This window comes from Microvirga yunnanensis (assembly GCF_025460875.1).
In genome coordinates, this window is record NZ_JAMXFI010000175.1 from 1 (window position 1) to 17012 (window position 17012).

Annotated in this window: 18 protein-coding genes and 2 pseudogenes; 11 read left to right on the forward strand and 9 right to left on the reverse strand. The window is 59.0% G+C overall.

Going from position 1 to position 17012, the window contains the following annotated elements:
- Window positions 1-49: 49 nt before the first annotated feature.
- The 5 genes from groES to NF876_RS40805 all read right to left on the reverse strand — a co-directional run bounded on the left by groES (window position 50) and on the right by NF876_RS40805 (window position 4248).
- Window positions 50-364, reverse strand: coding sequence for a co-chaperone GroES (gene groES / locus NF876_RS40785; RefSeq protein WP_262273442.1), 315 nt, complete (start codon window positions 362-364; stop codon window positions 50-52).
- Window positions 365-1538: 1174 nt separating this feature from the next.
- The gene (locus tag NF876_RS43765) at window positions 1539-1973 is read right to left on the reverse strand and encodes a MucR family transcriptional regulator (protein ID WP_373696792.1); all 435 of its coding nucleotides are present in this window, start codon (window positions 1971-1973) and stop codon (window positions 1539-1541) included.
- Window positions 1974-2126: 153 nt separating this feature from the next.
- Complete coding sequence (locus NF876_RS40795; RefSeq protein WP_262273443.1) at window positions 2127-2975, reverse strand: P-loop NTPase family protein; 849 nt, start codon at window positions 2973-2975, stop codon at window positions 2127-2129.
- 4 nt (window positions 2976-2979) lie between these two features.
- Entirely contained in the window at window positions 2980-3255 is a 276-nt protein-coding gene (locus tag NF876_RS40800; RefSeq protein ID WP_262273444.1) for a hypothetical protein, read from the reverse strand.
- Between the two features lie 738 nt (window positions 3256-3993).
- Window positions 3994-4248 carry a hypothetical protein gene (locus tag NF876_RS40805; RefSeq protein WP_262273445.1) on the reverse strand — a complete coding sequence of 85 codons (255 nt, stop codon included), beginning with the start codon at window positions 4246-4248 and terminating at the stop codon, window positions 3994-3996.
- Window positions 4249-5031: 783 nt separating this feature from the next.
- Here NF876_RS40805 and NF876_RS40810 point away from each other — a divergent pair.
- From NF876_RS40810 to NF876_RS40840, 8 genes are all read left to right on the forward strand, one after another.
- Window positions 5032-5295 (forward strand): hypothetical protein, encoded by a 264-nt coding sequence (locus tag NF876_RS40810; protein ID WP_262273446.1) that lies wholly within the window; start codon window positions 5032-5034, stop codon window positions 5293-5295.
- A 104-nt stretch (window positions 5296-5399) separates the two neighbouring features.
- Window positions 5400-5570 carry a hypothetical protein gene (locus tag NF876_RS40815; RefSeq protein ID WP_262273447.1) on the forward strand — a complete coding sequence of 57 codons (171 nt, stop codon included), beginning with the start codon at window positions 5400-5402 and terminating at the stop codon, window positions 5568-5570.
- A 522-nt stretch (window positions 5571-6092) separates the two neighbouring features.
- Window positions 6093-6215: an Rv2175c family DNA-binding protein gene (locus NF876_RS43770; protein WP_373696793.1), complete on the forward strand. Its 123-nt coding sequence runs from the start codon at window positions 6093-6095 to the stop codon at window positions 6213-6215.
- Window positions 6216-6456: 241 nt separating this feature from the next.
- Window positions 6457-7740 (forward strand): IS66 family transposase, encoded by a 1284-nt coding sequence (gene tnpC / locus NF876_RS40820; RefSeq protein WP_262273448.1) that lies wholly within the window; start codon window positions 6457-6459, stop codon window positions 7738-7740.
- Window positions 7741-8091: 351 nt separating this feature from the next.
- Window positions 8092-9540 carry a M20/M25/M40 family metallo-hydrolase gene (locus NF876_RS40825; RefSeq protein ID WP_262273449.1) on the forward strand — a complete coding sequence of 483 codons (1449 nt, stop codon included), beginning with the start codon at window positions 8092-8094 and terminating at the stop codon, window positions 9538-9540.
- 232 nt (window positions 9541-9772) lie between these two features.
- Window positions 9773-11347, forward strand: a complete 1575-nt coding sequence (locus NF876_RS40830; protein WP_262273450.1) for a flavin monoamine oxidase family protein — start codon at window positions 9773-9775, stop codon at window positions 11345-11347.
- 45 nt (window positions 11348-11392) lie between these two features.
- Window positions 11393-11821, forward strand: coding sequence for a c-type cytochrome (locus NF876_RS40835; protein ID WP_262273451.1), 429 nt, complete (start codon window positions 11393-11395; stop codon window positions 11819-11821).
- 42 nt (window positions 11822-11863) lie between these two features.
- A complete protein-coding gene (locus tag NF876_RS40840) occupies window positions 11864-12364 on the forward strand; it encodes a RidA family protein (protein WP_262273452.1) in 501 nt (166 codons plus the stop codon).
- A gap of 287 nt (window positions 12365-12651) precedes the next feature.
- On the opposite strand, the gene NF876_RS40845 is transcribed toward NF876_RS40840, so the two are convergent.
- Together NF876_RS40845 and NF876_RS40850 are read right to left on the reverse strand one after the other, a co-directional pair.
- Window positions 12652-12912 (reverse strand): hypothetical protein, encoded by a 261-nt coding sequence (locus NF876_RS40845; protein WP_262273453.1) that lies wholly within the window; start codon window positions 12910-12912, stop codon window positions 12652-12654.
- A 191-nt stretch (window positions 12913-13103) separates the two neighbouring features.
- On the reverse strand, window positions 13104-13724 hold the full coding sequence (locus NF876_RS40850; RefSeq protein WP_262273454.1) for a hypothetical protein: 621 nt from the start codon (window positions 13722-13724) through the stop codon (window positions 13104-13106).
- Between the two features lie 71 nt (window positions 13725-13795).
- Here NF876_RS40850 and NF876_RS40855 point away from each other — a divergent pair.
- From NF876_RS40855 to NF876_RS40865, 3 genes and pseudogenes are all read left to right on the forward strand, one after another.
- Window positions 13796-14333: pseudogene (locus NF876_RS40855) on the forward strand (SOS response-associated peptidase family protein).
- Between the two features lie 98 nt (window positions 14334-14431).
- A pseudogene (locus NF876_RS40860) lies at window positions 14432-15390 on the forward strand (IS630 family transposase).
- A gap of 568 nt (window positions 15391-15958) precedes the next feature.
- Window positions 15959-16162 (forward strand): hypothetical protein, encoded by a 204-nt coding sequence (locus NF876_RS40865; RefSeq protein ID WP_262273456.1) that lies wholly within the window; start codon window positions 15959-15961, stop codon window positions 16160-16162.
- Window positions 16163-16183: 21 nt separating this feature from the next.
- Here the strand turns inward: NF876_RS40865 and NF876_RS40870 are convergent, their stop codons facing one another.
- Together NF876_RS40870 and repC are read right to left on the reverse strand one after the other, a co-directional pair.
- On the reverse strand, window positions 16184-16471 hold the full coding sequence (locus tag NF876_RS40870; RefSeq protein ID WP_262273457.1) for a WGR domain-containing protein: 288 nt from the start codon (window positions 16469-16471) through the stop codon (window positions 16184-16186).
- A 119-nt stretch (window positions 16472-16590) separates the two neighbouring features.
- The coding region (gene repC, locus NF876_RS40875) for a replication initiation protein RepC (RefSeq protein ID WP_262273458.1) at window positions 16591-17012 on the reverse strand (422 nt) is incomplete at its 5' end.

The following is a 17012-nucleotide window of genomic DNA, read 5'->3' on the forward strand; positions in this document are numbered from 1 at the left end:
TGGCAGCCATAGGCTGAACTCCTGTTGGTTCTTATCTGGTCGGGGCGGGTTAGGCGGCCTTCTGCGCTTCGGCAGACTGCTCGATCACACCCATGATGTCGGATTCCTTCATGATCAGGAGATCCTGGCCATCGATACGCACCTCGGTGCCGGACCACTTGCCGAACAGGACGCGGTCGCCGGCCTTCACGTCGAGAGCAGCCACCTTGCCGTTCTCGTCACGGGCACCAGGGCCGACGGCGACGATCTCGCCCTCTTGCGGCTTCTCCTTAGCAGTATCGGGAATGATAATGCCGCCCTTGGTCTTCTCTTCGGCTTCGATGCGGCGGACGACAACGCGGTCGTGCAGCGGACGGAACGTCATTTTGTTTCCTCCTGGTGTTAGCGCTAGCGTGCACTCAATTGGGTTGAGTAGCAGTGTTAGCACTCGGCACGCGAGAGTGCTAACGGGAGATAATCATGTCGCAAGCAGGGCGCAAGCTCATCCTGTTGGATAGGCTGACCTTGGGCGAACCGTAACCGTGTAAGCGGCGTTGAACCTCTGAGGCGCTCAATCCGCCTCAGCAGCGAGGTTCAGCCGTGTTGAGTTTCGAACGCGTCGAAGAGGTCTGTGAAAGCAAGAGCATCACCCTTGTCATTCATCCCGCCATCCGTCGCGCCGTGAGGGGCTACGAGGAGAGCTTCTATATTGGCTTGCGCTGTTTTCTGAAGGGAGAATCCGACGGGATATTTTTCCTGCCTCTGCAGGACGGTGGATATGTTCGGCTACTTTTCTCGCAACGTCACTCATCTGGAGGGCACCCGATCCTGAGAGTTGACCCTATCGCTCCTGACGGGCTACCGCGGATCAAGAGCGCCTTACACCACCCCCTACTTTAGCGGCACTAGAATAACAACCGAACAGCATCGTAGGAGCATCGCAGATGCTGGTTGGCGACCCTCGCGTGCCAAACCGGTGTCTTACATGCGCCACAACTCAGTGCGGAAATCACCGCCTCACATCAGTTGATTAGCTGCTCGGCCTCAGGCCGAGTGACTCGTCGCCCATGAGATGCTGAATTTCCCCAAGGAACTAAAAGTGTGGCAGCTGCGTGGGCAGTATCGATTGGAACCTGCCACTTCTTATAAGAGCCATCTGGTTGGCAGCGCCTGAGGGCCCACCTAGGCCGCGATGGCCTCATAAGTCAGGCCGCTCTCGCGCAGGCAGATGACTTGCCGGCGACGCTCCTCTTGCTCTGCTGCTAGAAGCTTACGCATGTCCACATGATCCATCTCGCTGAACTGGATCGCAGATTTCAAGAGCACCCAAGCCGGATCAGTACTAGGTCCTGAGCCTTAGTCTTCGTAGGTGCCGCCATACCGTAAACTGGCGACATGGATCTGATCGCGCACTTGACCGATGCACTGGCCCTCGGAACATGCCTTGATGCCTTTCGAGCTCAGTTCATGCAGGCACAGCCGCTGCCCTGCGGCATTGGCTAAGGCTTTCCGGCGCACCAATGTGAGACCCAGGACAGCTTGTCAGGGGAGTAACGGGATCACGGGCAATGGCGAGGCGATCTCCGGCGCCTTCTCCTGCGGCAGGGTGAAGGGCCACAGCACTCGCGCAATCGGCGCCGACGCTCGACCTCATTCGGCGCCATCATCGGGTATTTGGGCGGAAGTCCCCATTTCCGACGATAAGATTTCGGATCTAATCCGAGTTTGCTTAGATGATCGTAGAGGTCCTTGTAGGGCTCGCCATCCTCGAGCGAGATGATAGCATCCGGCAACACCGCGCCCGGAACAGCAGGGCCTGAGGGCGCACCGTTGGGGAAGCGCGCCGGGACTGGCGCGATCTCATCCAACAGGAGACCCAGGCGGCGTCGGACCTGATCAGGAGCGGTGGGGCTATTCGGGTGCGACAGGATCAGGGCGAACCGGACGCTAAGGCGGACGATGTCCTCCAAGGTAAGAAAGGATCGTGTGGTCATGATAATTGCTTTGAACGTTTGAAGAAGGGTTGCTGATGAGATCGCGGCCGATTGCTCGGCCCGCTGAGGCGTCGTGAGGCTAAGAGCGGGATCGCGCTCTCCGCGAGCCTGCTGTGCCCAAGAAGTTGTCAGTGCGCTTGCTGGTGGTGCTTGTCAGGCAGGCTTGTGAATCCCGGCTGCAATCACCGTCTCGATCGGCTCGACACCAATCTCGTCATCGTCCATCACCAGCCGGACGTGCGTGACGCCCGTCTTGCGACATTGTACGAGGCGGCGGTCGAGAGCGACGCGGCGGTGTTTGAATGCCAGGGCCGAAACGCCGAGTGCCGACGTCATGGCGCAAGTCAGCACCTCGGGGGCGAGGCCATCCCCTGCCAGGATCAACCCATGCGCGGCCACCTGCTGTTCCAGGCGATGCCGGCACGCGCGGGCAAGGTCATGCATGCTCATGCCCTCGAGGCAGAAGGCGGCATCGACACGTCGTAGGAGATGGGCCGGTATACCCTCGTCCGACATAATCTTGAGGCAGGCCAGATGCCGTTGATCGGCCGACAGGTCGTCCCGGCCGATCTGGCCGAGCCGGTCCTGCGCGACAGCAGTCGTCAGCAGGAAGATCGCCCCCTTGGTCGGGATCCGGATCCTCGCGGAATCAACAATGACGCCGCTACACCAGCAGGCGACCAAGCGCTCGATCACCTTGGGCTCAGCCTGTTCGATCCGGTCGAGGACGATGACCGAATGCGGCGCTCTCATAAGCTGGTGTTGCAGTGAGCCCGGCAATGGACCCGATGGCCCAGACCGGAATAGCCGTGCAGCGGTCAGATCGGGATCGCCGAGGTTGTAAAGGTCCCAGTCGTAACCGAGGACGTCGGCAAGTGCATGGGCGATTGCATCTTTCTCGTGAGCAATCTCAGGGCCCGCAAGGAGGAAGACAGCGGTAGGTCGGGCGGACTGAGCGAGTGTGAGCCGATCGCGCAGTTCGGCAGCCAAGGCGATAAGCATCGCATCATATCCTATCACGGCGCCCCTGAGGGCGTCTGCGATCCTGGCGGCAGAGGGCGCCGGCGTCACCGGCATGCCCTTGGGAAGGGTCGTCGTCATGGATGTAGTCCAGGCTGAATAAGTCCGCCGATGTCATCGGCGTCGGGTCGAAATGATTTGAGGGGAATGATTGTTGATGATTGTCCGGGGTGCCGTTGTTCTTTTCGGGATTTGAGGTGTGTCTCCTTTCGCCATCACAATTATGTTGTTGTTGGTTCTCGTCTGAGTTCTTGATCTGCAATCTGACCCTCCTCAGGCTAGGTCCTCTTTGTCTTTCTCGGGATTTTGCTGCTCCTTTCCTTGATGAGGATCCTTCACGCTTTCTGTGTTTCTTTGGAATCCGGACGAACACGCAGAAGCGCGCCACCGATGCAGTGTGCGCAGCGTGGTAGCTCTTCCACCGCAGTCTGGTCGGGGTGAGCAACGGCGAGATTGCGGATGGGGCTTCCATCAGAGCCCATGCAATCATCGACGCCGTCGATTCCTCATACATTTAAGCTTGAAGTGAACCTTGCCGTATGAGGCAGAGGCCCTCGAACCACCCATTAGGGAGCGGGACTCTTGTTCCCGCGATACTGTTGACTGTCAGCATCCTGAGCCCGCCAGGCTTTTGTTCCGGCCTTTACAAGAAGGCGGCGGTCCCAGAGAAGCGTCGGATTGCCTCCGGAAACACCATTGACCGCGATCCGAGCCGCCACAGGTTCTGCCTGAATGCGCAGAGTCTCTTATTGGGATCAGGGTCGAAACCACCAGAGAAGATCTGTATGGAGCAGGCGACAGCAGACTGAGTGAGGAACGGGAATATGCTCATAACGCTTGTGAGGACCAAACCCGTCGTCCTGCGCATCAGTACCGAGGATGGCAAAAGGCATCGCCTCTGAGCTGCAGAGGCAGCTTTTCATATAAGCATTACTCGGTTCACTTGATCACTGCAGAGCTGGTTCAGCTCTCTGCTCAAGATCTCCTGTCCTCACGGCGCTCAGACACTCTCGGGTGTCTTCCATGGGATGAACGAGACGAAGTGAAAGGTAATGAACAGCATGCTCAGTGATTTCTGCACAGCAATGCGCATCTCCTCTGGCTCTTTGGTTCTAACGTCATAGATCAGAGCGCAGCTCTGCCCCGTTTGGTCGGCTCGGGTCTCCGCCCACATCAGCTCGATTTCCAGGTGCCCGGGAGTATGCGTCACCACATAGCCGCCGATTCGGTGCGAGGCAGGTACGTTGAGCGTCAACGTTGTTTGCTTCGCCTCCCCTTCCAAGTTGACATCGCCGATGCTGGCGGCATGCCCTTTGGCGCCAGGCTCGCGACTTCGAAAGATACCTGTGAACGAGATGCGGGAGCTGGGTGCTACTGGAACGAGGTCAATCAGCCGACGGGCGTCTCCTGTGGGAAAGGTTGGCCCTTTGGCTACGAGGCGGTCCAGGATAGTATGTGCCTCTAGCCGGGCGCTCAGGTCAAGTCGTTGTTCATTCATAATGGTAGGGCAGGTTGGTGATGGGCCGAGAGCCGTCGGAGCGTGGCAACGCAACCCAAGGATGAGAGGATCGAACCTAGAGCCACTGGGCTCAGGTCAGCTGTTCACTTCAGGGATTTTTTCTTTTCATCCCTCAAAACAAACATTTTCGTCCACCTTTCGCCAAGTACGCCCTGTCGCTGCCAAATACTTCGTAAGAGAATCCTTTATGTACGATCAGACCGCGGATGGTATGGCGATCAACGCCACGCTAGCCAAGAATGGCTCGGATGACCTGATGGTTACCGATACAAGAGGTGAGACGCAGGCGCTCGATGTTCCGACATAGGCGGGGTAGATGACACAGTGGCCTGTATTGTCGCTCCCGCTGGTCCATAGGGCCGGCGCGGATGAATTCAGTTCCAAGTCGTCCAGATCGGAAGGAGGATAACAAGAAGGCCGATAACGACCCTTTTGACAAGAATTCTGTCGGCCTGGAGGATAGCGGCGCCGAACGATCTCTCGTGATATGGGAGTACCGCTTCAGCCCAGGACCTACCTTTGACCAAGCCAGAAGGGATGTTCCATGTCTATGGCAGCCTCTCGCTCCCCCGTGAAGTCGATGCCGATGTCCTGGTGATCGCCGGCGACACGCATCCCGATCCTGAGATCCGGCACCAAGTGCTCACAAAGATCGAGGATCAATTGGGTTTGCCTGTCATCCATGTGAATGGCAATCACAGCTATTACGGTGCCGAGTTCTCAAACGACACTGGTGAGATCGCCGTGATCAACGGCATTCAGTTCGCCATTGCGACGCTCTGACCCATATCGATGAGCTCGGCATGCTCTAGACATCGAGGTTCCCCGACTTTGCAAACATCCGCAACTGCGCTGCATGGAAGTGGAACGCACTCAACCAGGACCACGTGACCTTCCTCGAACAGGCGATGGCGGATGTGATCATCACACATCATGCTCCTTTCCCTCAGTCTATAGAAGCCGAGTTCCAGGGAGATGTCCTGAACACCTTCCTCGTAATCAACATTGACCCGGATCGTTTTCCGAAGATCAAGCTCTGTGGATACATGGACATGTGAACGCCCCGTTCGACTACTTGATGCCAGCGGGGGATCATGAGATGCGTGTTGTCTGCAATCCTCTCGGTTATCCAATGTCCCGCACCCGGCGGCGCATTGGGCTTAAGGTTGTCGAGGTGACCGAGTAGTTTGTACTGGCCGGGTGGGAGATGAACTCCTCTACTCCGGTTCGAGGGTAATCACAGGGGTTCGGATCTGCCAAGTCATCTGGATCTTCTTCCCTTGATGGCTATAGGCTCTCAGGTGAATGCAATGGTAGCCGAGATCCAGACCCTCATCGCTGGAGGACTCGCTTGAAAGACGGAATTGGTGGAGATGGCTGGTGGCCTGTACCCACTTCCGCAGGTTGCATCACTCCTTAACGTTCCCGAGGAAGCAATCGAGGATCGACACAAAGCAGGAGTGCCGATCGCGGTACGAAGCAGGGGCAAATACGGCTACCCGGCGTGTCAGTTTATACCCACTCGGATTGTCTAAGGCCTCGATGTCATCCTGGATGTCATGCCAATGCGAGACGACTGGATGCGGCTCGAATGGCTTTTGGTCCCAGACGATGCGCTCGAGGGGCTTTCTCCTCTGGAGACCCTCAGGGAAGGGCGCATTAAAGACGTGATCGACGTCGCACGAGTTCAGGGGGCCGAGTGATTTTGTTGGTTCTGACGATAGAAATGGTCAATCCGCTCGAGAGTGCGATCATTCTATCCCAACGGGAGGTGATGCCGGGCAAGGCATCGTCAGCACGCGCCGGTCAGAGCATCTAAGGAACTTAAGCGAGGGCGTATAAGGGGGCAGCGTCGGTCCAGCAGCACATTTCTGGCTCTCGACAACCATGCAAGTAATTACCCAAGCCCTTGCGCGAAGCGGGATTCGCTGATTCCCTGCTGGTATGGGCCGCAGCGATCTTGAACGTCTGAGCAAGGAAGAGCTGATCGAGCTGGTGCTGCGGCTGCAGCGACCGCCCAAGACCTCGCGCACATCCTCAAAGCCACCCTCGACCGATCGCAAGGAGCAGCGCGAGCGCTCCAAACCAGGTGGCGCTAAGCCGGGGCATGAAGGGCACAGCCGCGCCATGAGCCCGGATGTCGATCGCCTCGTCGAGCATCAGCCGGACCACTGCCCATGCTGCCGGACCAGGCTGGCAACCGATCTTCCTAGCGAGACCGTGAGCGAACACGACACGATCGAGCTGCCCACCATCAAGCCTTGGATCGAGCGCCATCGGCGCCTAGCGGTGCGCTGTCCGACCTGTGGGACGCGGGTTGTCGCCCCCGTGCCAGAGGCGGCCAAGGGGACGCCGTTCGGGCCGCGCGTCCATGCCATGGCCACCTACTTGAAGACCTTCCAGGCTCTGTCGTACGAGCGGTTGCAAAGCGCATTCGCCGATCTGTTCGGCCTCACCCTCAGCCAGGGTGGGCTGATGAACCTGCTGCGCCGGGCGCAGCGCCCCTTCGCAACCGAGCGCGACAAGGCGGTGGCGGCGTTACGCCAGGCCCGGGTCATCGCTTCCGACGAGACCGGCGTCCGGATCGAGGGCTGCAACGCCTATCATTGGGTGTTTCGCTGCTCGGAGGCGGTGGTCCATCACGCCTCGCCGACCCGAGGCTCCATTGTGGTCCGGACGATGATGGATGGGCACCGGCCCGCGGTCTGGTGCTCCGACCGCTACAGTGCCCAGCAGGGCCATGCCGATGCCCATCAGACCTGCTTGGCCCATCTTTCCCGCGGTGTCGCCTATGCCGATGAGATCAGCGAGGATGTGCTGCCCTCCCGCCTCAAGCTATGGCTGCACCGGGCCTTCGCCCTGGCGCAGGAGGTCGCAACCCTGGCCGCCTCAACCCTGGCCCGCAAGCGCCGCGCCCTGGAGCGCAGTCTGGAGGCGATCCTGGCCGCGCCGACCTCCTGTGATCTGGCCCGTGATCTGCAGAGCAAGGTCCGGCGCGCCCGTGATCAGCTTCTGACCTTCGCCCACTGGCCCGGCATGGTGGAGGCGACGAATAACGCCTGCGAACGCGCGCTCAGACCGGCCGTCATTCAGCGCAAGGTGACCAACGGCTACCGGGCCATGTGGGCGGCCGAAGGCGAAGCAGACATTCGCACCGTCGTCGACACCGCTCGTCTCGGCCCGGGAACCAACGCGTTCAACACAATCCTGCAGACCGTGTCCGCCTGAACCTCAGATCAAAATGGGGCGTGGGTAATTACCCATGCAAGCCTCTTCGAAATATAAATTTCGATGATGGATTTCTTTTTATTTTGTGATCGAATGTATTCGGGCTGGCAGATTTAAGGCGGTAATAGTCCCCATCAATGTGTCATAAAGACTAACTCGCCTCCGATATCAGATTTTGTAATGTCTTTGGGCCGTGGCCGCACCTTAGATTCTCGGCGCGGCCCATGTGGGAGGGGCATTGTCTCTGCGGGACCTCCAATAACAAGCAATCGTCCTCTGAGTGACCCGGCGAAGTCTCGCGCGCAGACGCGGGTGATTTCTTTCACCCATTTCAAGGAAGGAAGCTCTGTCGTGAAATGGATATCCGTCTCTTCGTTCACCGCGCTCGCACTTTTTGCCGGGAGCATTTCCGCTCCTGCGGCTCCTGGGGATACGAACTCCAGTAAGACAGCGGCTTTGCTGCAGGACTTATTGCGCTTCGATACCAGCAACCCTCCGGGTCGAACGATCGAACAAGCTGAGTATCTTAAAAAGATCTTCGATGCGGCTGGAATTCCGAACGAAATCATCAGGACCCCGGACGAAGGACGTGCGCATTTCATCGCCCGTCTGAAAGGTGACGGGAGCAAGCGACCTGTTCTCCTCGCCGGGCACTCGGACGTGGTTCCCGTCGAGCGGGCTACTTGGACAGTTGATCCATTTGGCGGCGTGATTAAGGACGGCTTTGTCCTTGGACGCGGAGCTATGGATTTTAAAGGGGGCCAAGCCGTCTTTGCCCAAGCGGTTCTTATGCTGGCCGAAAGCAAGAAGCCGCTAGCGCGCGACGTGATTTTCTTGGCTGAAGCAGACGAGGAAGCCGGCGAGTATGGCACCACTTGGCTTGCCAAAAATCACTGGGACAAGATCGATGCCGAATTTGCTCTGAACGAAGGCGGCTGGATTTTCCAAGACAAAGGTGGCGTCACGAGGCAGGTCAATATCACCACGCGTGATAAGATTTACTCAGGTCTGAAACTTGAAGTTTTGGGTACCCCTACTCACTCATCACGTCCGATGCCGGACAGTGCGATAGGGCGACTTACTCGAGCTTTGGCCAAGGTTTCGGTTTGGGATACCGATCCGACCTTGACTCCCCAAACGCGAGCCTACTTTGAGGCCCTTTCCAAGAGCACCGAGGGCGCACTGGCCGCGGACCTTGCGACGCTCGCGAAGAGTGAGGACCCAGCCGCATTGCGGGAGGCCGGCAAGCGGGTGTCTGAGAAAGGAGATTATCCTCTCCTCTGGCACGCCCTGATGCGCAACACGGTCGCGACGACGGTCGTTAAAGCGGGGGTCAAGGAAAATGTCATCCCGGGCGCCGCTGAGGCGTACATCAATGTCCGCCTCGTGCCAGGTTCGGTTCCATGGGATGTGCTCAAGCAAGTCGAGGCTGCCATTGATGACCCGTCGGTGAAAGTGTCTTTGGCCGGAACCATGTCTGATGCAGAGGCGCGGGATTATTACGACAAGGCTACGAAGGCCGCGGCTTCCTCCACGGAAACCGAACTCTATAAGGCACTGGCCGAGAGCAGCAAGAAGGTCTGGCCCCAGGCGGAGGTGGTTTCGGCCCTGTTTGAGGCTGGAACCGATGCGTCAGCCTGGCGGCAGCGGGGTGTACCGGTCTACGGCATTTATCCGTACCCGTTGGACAACAATACCCTGGAACGGATGCATGGCAACGACGAGCGCATTGCCGTGAAGTCGCTCGATGAGGGAACGCAGATGATCTTCGACACGCTGTCGAAAGTCGCAGGAAAGTAGGAACGCGAGAGAGGAAAGGCCCCACCGGATAGGATCCGGTGGGTTTCCCAGGAAGCTTAAGCAACACGCAGGCTGCCCCGAAAACTGGCACCAAGATGAAAATCAATGCGCAGCTACCTCTTTCGGGTAGGTGCCAAATCGGGGTCTATTAGCGCTGCCGGCAGCGGTCGAAGCTGCCTCGCAGGTCCATTCGAACGAGGGAAAAATGCAAAACGGGTCTGGATCACAAGGCATGAGCCGTCGCAACCTGCTTGCCATGATCGGCATGACCGCCGGTAGTGCAGCCATGTATCAGGCAATGACGAGCTTGGGCTTCGCCGCTGAGTCCGGCTACACGGGGCCGATCAACCTCGATGGCGATGCAAAAGGTGCATCGGTCCTCGTTCTCGGCGCCGGGCTTGCCGGTATGACCGCTGCCTTGGAATTGAGGAAGGCAGGGTACAAAGTCCAGATTCTCGAATTCAACCAAAGGCCAGGTGGCCGGAATTGGTCTTTGCGCGGCGGGGACACTTTCACCGAGCTCGGTGGGGCAACGCAGAAGTGTGAATTCGACTCCGGGATGTACATCAATCCAGGACCCTGGCGCATCCCGTACCACCACCATGCGCTGTTGGATTATTGCAGGCGCTTGGGCGTGCAGCTTGAGCCATTCCAGCAGCTCAACCACAACGCTTTCCTGCACTCCGCCAAGGCGTTCGGCGGTAAGCCGCAACGTATCAAGGATATCAAGACCGACTTCACTGGAGGTGTTTCGGAGCTGTTGGCAAAGGTTACACAGCAAGGCAAGCTCGAAGACGTCGTGTCGAAAGAAGACCAAGAGATCCTGCTGCAGGCTCTGAAGTCCTGGGGCGCACTCGACAAGGACTATAATTATAAGGCCGGGCACCTGACTTCGGAGTACCGGGGCTACATGCAGGATCCTGGCGGCGGTCTAACTGCACGACCGACCGACAGCGAGCCGATCAAGTTCACCGAGGTTCTGAACTCGCGCCTCTGGCGATCGCTGGCAAACTTTTCGCTCTATGAGTTTCAGACGACCATGTTCCAGCCTGTTGGCGGCATGGATATGATCGGCAAGGCGTTCGCGAGGGAACTTGGTGACATCATCCGCTACAATGCGAAGGTGAAGGCCATCCAACAGGACGAAAAAGGCGTTGCGGTCACGTATGAGGACACGACGAAACCGGGTACGACGCTTCAGGCGACCGGAGACTGGTGCGTCTGCACGATTCCTCTGACGATCCTGAGCCAGATCGAGCTGAATGTCGGCGCCGCGATGCAGGCCGCGATCGGAGCGGTACCCTATGCGTCATCAGTGAAGGTTGGCCTGCAATTCAAGCGCCGGTTCTGGGAAGAAGATGAGCGGATCTACGGCGGCATCAGCTACACGGATCTGCCGATATCCCAGATCTCATATCCCAGCACCGGGTATAACCAAGGCGGCAAGGGGGTGCTGCTGGGGGCCTACACATGGAATGGTGCCAATTCATACGAGCTCACGGCCATGGACCCTGCCGAGCGCGTGAGGCAAGCGGTGGAGTTCGGCGCCCAGATCCATCCGCAATACCGCCAGGAATTCGAGACCGGGATTTCGGTCGCTTGGCACCGAGTACCGTTCACTCTCGGCTGCGCCGGCGACTGGACTGAAGAAGCGCGGAAGGAGCATTACGACAACCTCTGCCAGATTGACGGCCGCATCGTCCTTGCGGGCGAGCATGCCTCCTACATTCCAGCCTGGATGGAAGGCGCGATCCTGTCGTCGCTCGATGCAATCTCACGACTGCACAAGCGGGTCTTGGCGAGCTGACGCATTCCAATAGGTCATCCCTCAAAAATTTCGAAGGATTCCGTGATGTTCGAAACCATGAAACGGGCCATGAGCGCCTATGGTCTGGCAGCAACATTACTCGTGACTTGCGCGGCCAGCGCAACCGCTCAGCAAGCAGCTCAGCCCTCCGCTGAGCCGAGATTGAGCCCGACCCGCGTCTTCGCCCACAAGTCCGGCGAGGCGTTGTTCAACAGCGTGTGCGCAGCGTGCCATATGCCGGGCGGCAAAGGGGCATCCGGTGCGGGCGTCTACCCTGCCCTCGCTAGTAACCCAAAGCTTGAGGCCGCGGGCTACCCGATTACAGTGGTGCTCCATGGGCTCAAGGGCATGCCTCCCGTTGGCAAGATGATGACTGATGAGCAGGTTGCGGAGGTTGTGAACTACGTGCGGACGCACTTTGGCAATTCTTACGAGGACAAGGTGACAGCCCAGGAAGTGACCCAGTCACGCTAGACAGTAATTCGATCCGTTCTACCAACCTACTGGAGACAATAAATGATACATCGCCTTGTTGGGGCGCCAGCGCTTGCGACGCTACTTGCTCTTGTTGCGCCTGCTTCCGCCCAGGACGTCACCCGGCACAAGATCCCGAATTCGGACTTCCCGATCGCACAGGCTGTTGAAATTCCGGCGGGCAAGACGACGGTCTACGTCAGCGGTGCGGTTCCGCCGGTCTCGAACCAGAGTGCCGCAAAGAACACCATTGAAGCCTATGGCGATACGAAGACACAGACTGAAACTGTGCTGCGCTCGATCGAGAAGACGCTGAGCTCAATCGGCCTTAAAATGGGAGATGTGGTCAGGATGCAGGTCTTCCTCGTTGGCGATCCGAGTAAGGGTGGGAAGATGGATTTCGCTGGGTTCATGCAGGGATACACTCAGTTCTTCGGGACCACTGAGCAGCCGAACCTACCAACCCGCTCAGTATTTCAAGTCGCCGGATTGGCGAACCCAGGCTTTCTGGTCGAGATCGAGGTCACGGCTGTCCGGCCCTAGTCTCGGTACGGGGTTTGAGTTTATGCCCACGAAAAAGGGAGGCGTTGCCTCCCTTTAGCGGCCTAGGCCACTGGCGTTCCTGATACACTGGATGCTTGTAGAGAAATTCCAGCGCATCGCCGTAAGTATCGCGGAACGCCATCTCGACGATCTCGAGTGAGAACGATCCATAATCGGCTGAACACGCGGTGGCCTGGAAATCAAGAAACTCATTCCCTTTAGGGAGTGGGAGTGTCATCCAATCCCGGGAGGCGTAAATCCCCGCGTGATCGGGCTCTACCCCTGCCCTATCGAGCGGTGGCGCGGGTGGGCTGAGTTCGCTTGATCGAGTTCTCAACCTTGTCGAGTTTGTCCTCGAACTTATCCAGCTTGGCTAGGATTTGGGTCAGAATGTCGGGGATCACACGATTGTAGTCCACGTTCTCCCGAGAGGCCTTCGCGGCGGCCTTGGTTGCATCAATCAATTCGCGGATATCGGCGCGTGATAGATTGGTACTTTCAGAGGGCGATGGGCCGGTCTGAGCCTGTGATTGAGCAGTGAACGCCATGAGGCAGATTCCGATCCCGATCGCAAGGCGCCTGATCAAATTCCTGAAGCTGATGACACGCAGCAAGTGTTACCCTGGAATGTGCCAGGTCAAGCCCCATCGCGGGTTCGGTGTCGATCAATTTAGGATAGCGTTGCCTCGCAATCGACAGCTGGTTGATGAGCCGCTCGCCGGCTTTTTGCACGATGGCCCTAGAGGTTCAAGCCTGATACGGTGCCATCTCGGTGGACCAGAGCAAGCTGGATATGAGCCCGCCTGATGAGCGGACGGCTCCGCCAAGTCTCCGCAAGTTGGCGGAAGACTGGCGTATCCGGCACGGCGGTGATTACGATGTCGTCAGCGACGATATCCAACAGCAGCGCCTGACCGAGAGCTGTCGTCAGCAACCGAGGCTCGGGACCTCCAGGCTTACGGATCTGCGGCCCCTCTGTACATACAGCGACGATACGGCGGCCGTTAATCTGAGCGACCACGTTGCCGTGGCCGGGACGCGCATGCACCCGGACCGTCTTGTCGTCGCGCCGGTAAGCGCCAGTCCAGGCACTCCGGCTGACCTGCGCCTCTTTAACTGGTACCCACCCAGTAGCGACCATGAAGCGGCCGATGTCAAAGACGAGGCCACTACCGACATTGATGCCTGCTCCATCGATCGCAACGCCGGCCATCGCTCCAGAGCCGGATAGTGACAGGATGAACTCCGCCAATCTTAGAGCCACTTCAGCCTCAGACATGAGATCGTTGGGCAATCCGGGATCTGGCTGCATCTGGTCTGTCATAACCTGCGAAGTTGCGGTGGTCGGCTTGTTGATCATCCCTCGGTTATGCCAGCCTATGAGCGATTTGAGAATGGTCTGGGGGACCATGCTGCCGGAGGGTTTAGCCTGTGTGTAACCTACACTCTGTCCACACGACCCAGGAGGCGATGCGCCGAGCCTTCGAGGTTAGCCGCGACAGCGCCGGCAACTGTACCGCCCGCGATCTTCCCGGACCAGATGGCTCCCGTGGTGAGGACTCCGATCGCCTCATGGCCTGCCCGGCACACGAAGCGCTTGCCTGTCCATATAACAGAGTACAAGGACACCAAGCCGCGCAAGACCCCTGTGTGGTTTGCGCTCTCCAGGGACCAGCCCCTGGCGGCCTTCGCGGGGATTTGGCGGCTCTGGACAGGAGTGCGCGGCACGAAGGCCGAGCCGGCCGAGGGGGAGCACCTGCTCTATGCATTTCTGACCTCGGAGCCGAATGGCGTTGTCGGACCGATCCACCCAAAGGCCATGCCCGTTATCCTCACCACCCGGAGGAGTAAGGAACCTGGCTCACCGCGCCGACGGACGATGGCGCTCAAGCTGCATCGACCGTTGCCCGACGACATGCTCAAGATCGTGGCCGAAGGCGCAAAGTCTGATCAACCCGAGGGGGCTTGACGCGGCTGGAATCTCTAGAACATCGGACTGAAAGGTAGATTCAAGAGGTTTCGGCCTGGGCTGAAGTGTGATTCCCTTCTGGGAGCAGGAGGTGGATCATGACCCAGAGCTTCTCCTTGGATCTGCGCGTGCGGATCGCGGCCTTTGTCGAGGCGGGCCATTCCTGCCGGGCGGCGGCCCGCCACTTCGGGGTCAGTGACAGCTGTGCCATCAAGCTGATGCGGCGGAAGCGGCAGATGGGCTCACTCGCGCCGACCCAGCAGGGCCGACCGCCCGGAAGCGGCAAGCTGGTGCCCTATGAGAGCTTCCTGATCCAGACCGTCGAGGCCAAGCCCGCCATCACCATGCCCGAACTGGCCGCTCGCTTGCGGGAGGAGCATGGGATCGTGGCAGCCCCGGCGGTGCTCTCGCGTTTCCTGTGCCGGCGTGGCTTCTCATATAAAAGAAATCCCTGATGGCAGCGGAGTGCGCACACGCCGACGTGCGGGATGAGCGTCGCGCCTGGCATGCCCAGCGTCAGCCGCGCATGCGCGAGCAGCCGCACCGCTTGGTGTTTCTCGATGAGACTTACGTCAACACCAAGATGACGCGCCTGCGCGGACGCTCTCGCCGCGGCCAGCGGCTGCGCATGAGCGTTCCCTTTGGCCACTGGAAAACTCACACGTTCATTGCAGGGCTGCGGTGCAACGAGTTGAGCGCCCCGTGGGTGATCGATGGTCCGATCACCCGGTTGGCGTTTGAGGCTTACATCGAGACACAACTCGCGCCGAGCCTGCACCAAGGTGACGTGGTGATCCTCGACAATCTGGCGGTCCACAAGAACGAGAAAGCCGCCCAGTGTCTGAAACAGAGAGGCGCCTGGTTCCTGTTTCTGCCTGCCTATTCGCCCGATCTCAATCCAATTGAACAGGCCTTCGCCAAGATCAAGGCACACCTGCGCAAGGCCGAGGCACGCACCTTCGACGCGCTCTGGCGCGTCCTCGGTGACATCTGCAATCTCTTCGAGCCACACGAATGCTGGAACTTCCTCAAGGCCGCCGGATATGCGTCCGTGTAACCGTCCGATGCTCTAGAGCTCCTTTTCAGGAGCTGGGTTGGGCCTTGTTTGGGTTGCCGAACTCTGTTCTGAAGCTGGGACTGTGGCGTGTGGGTCCCCTTCAGCCGCTTCAGCATGCTTCGAGGGCTCGCCCGCCATCTCTTCGCTTTGAGGATGCCGGACTGGTGTCTCTACAGCCTGTTTCCGGAGCCTGCGGTTCTCCCAGGCCTGCAGCATCTCCTGCCTTAGGCCTGGTCTGGGCTTTGGAAGGGTCCGCCAGATCGTCAGCGTGAACGCCTTTCCCACAGCCAGCACGAGGGCCATGCCATAAAGGAAAATGGTCGGTGAGAAACTCTCATCCATCCGCTGTAATCCTCCCAGCACCCCTCCGCTCCTGTCAGCGACGGGCACTGTCGAAGCTCTGATCACACCGACCCAGTGGTCGAAGCGCAACCTACTCGTTTCTCATCCTTCTACCAAAGTCTGTCTTCCTCAACCCTGCCGGTTGCTAACTAAGGATACAAGGCGACGGACCAGCCTCAAGAGCTCCCGTATCGATCATCAGAGCCATCGACGAAGAATGCTGACCATGAGACTGCTGCAAAAAGCTCAGATCTACTTCCGCAAGCCTGCATCTCCGCCTGTGATCCAAAGGCAAGCAGCCGCCCACGATGAGCAGGTTGGCAACTCACGGTCAAAGCGCGCTCAAATCAGGGACGTGCTACGCCAGTACGAGAGAGGCAGTCTCAAGGAGGCTGAAGCTGTCGAAGAACTGCTCAAGATCCTGCGTTGAGGCTGATCCAGGACCCCAGCCCTACCCGCCTTGGAGCAGATAGCCGCGGCGCTGCTTGCGCTGGAGCCAAGTCTCGAGGGCCTCCACGGCACAGGATCGGTTTTCGTAGAGTTCGACCCTGCGCTGGCCTGGTCGACCAAGGCGGCCCCACTCCCGGATCAGGGCAGCATCCCCAAACAGGCTGGGCTCGACCGACAGGACATAGTAGCGAGCCATGTTGCAGCTTGGATCGCACCGGTGCAGAACCAGATAGTGGATCGTGTCGTGAGCCATGCGCCAGTGTTGCGCGAGCTCCCGGACGCGGTCCAATCAAAGTCCTGAATCCATTGAGCACCAACGATTCACATCGGTGATGCACCCTGCTGTTGCCGCTCCCGGACCCCAGGCCTGCTGGCCCCTCGTCGTCTCGCCGCGCATAGTTCCTCTCCCTACGCCATTCTGCGCCTCCTCATGGCCAGGAGCTCGACGGCGAGGTCGATCTTGCCGGTTTTGACCATGCGGGCGAGCGCGCGGAAGTAGCCGCCCGGGTTCTTGATCCGGCTCTCCCCGCCGTTCTTGGCCACGTCGTCCTCGTAGAGCTGCAGGGTGTAGATCACGGCGATCGCCGCCCTAACGGTGCCGATCTCCTCCACGGCCTCGGCCCAGGCGCTCTCATGCGCCCCCAGCGAGGCCCGCAGGTAGCGGCCGGCCGAGACGATGTCGGCCAGATCCCGCACGGGCTGACCGTAGTCGCTTAAGGTCGGGCAGGCCTCAAGGATCAATTCCGGTGATAGGTGCTCTGCCGGTTGTTCGGTTGAACGAACCGCCTCAGCTTTCTTCGGAAAGCCCTTGTTACAAGGCTCACTAGGAG

Excerpts from the sequence above, each read along its gene's own strand:
- groES (WP_262273442.1), bottom strand. The coding sequence starts at position 364 with ATGACGTTCCGTCCGCTGCACGACCGCGTTGTCGTCCGCCGCATCGAA.
- NF876_RS43765 (WP_373696792.1), bottom strand. The coding sequence starts at position 1,973 with ATGACCACACGATCCTTTCTTACCTTGGAGGACATCGTCCGCCTTAGC.
- NF876_RS40795 (WP_262273443.1), bottom strand. The coding sequence starts at position 2,975 with ATGCTTATCGCCTTGGCTGCCGAACTGCGCGATCGGCTCACACTCGCT.
- NF876_RS43770 (WP_373696793.1), top strand. The coding sequence starts at position 6,093 with ATGCGGCTCGAATGGCTTTTGGTCCCAGACGATGCGCTCGAGGGGCTT.
- tnpC (WP_262273448.1), top strand. The coding sequence starts at position 6,457 with ATGGGCCGCAGCGATCTTGAACGTCTGAGCAAGGAAGAGCTGATCGAG.
- NF876_RS40830 (WP_262273450.1), top strand. The coding sequence starts at position 9,773 with ATGAGCCGTCGCAACCTGCTTGCCATGATCGGCATGACCGCCGGTAGT.
- NF876_RS40835 (WP_262273451.1), top strand. The coding sequence starts at position 11,393 with ATGTTCGAAACCATGAAACGGGCCATGAGCGCCTATGGTCTGGCAGCA.
- NF876_RS40840 (WP_262273452.1), top strand. The coding sequence starts at position 11,864 with ATGATACATCGCCTTGTTGGGGCGCCAGCGCTTGCGACGCTACTTGCT.
- NF876_RS40845 (WP_262273453.1), bottom strand. The coding sequence starts at position 12,912 with ATGGCGTTCACTGCTCAATCACAGGCTCAGACCGGCCCATCGCCCTCT.
- NF876_RS40850 (WP_262273454.1), bottom strand. The coding sequence starts at position 13,724 with ATGATCAACAAGCCGACCACCGCAACTTCGCAGGTTATGACAGACCAG.
- NF876_RS40865 (WP_262273456.1), top strand. The coding sequence starts at position 15,959 with ATGAGACTGCTGCAAAAAGCTCAGATCTACTTCCGCAAGCCTGCATCT.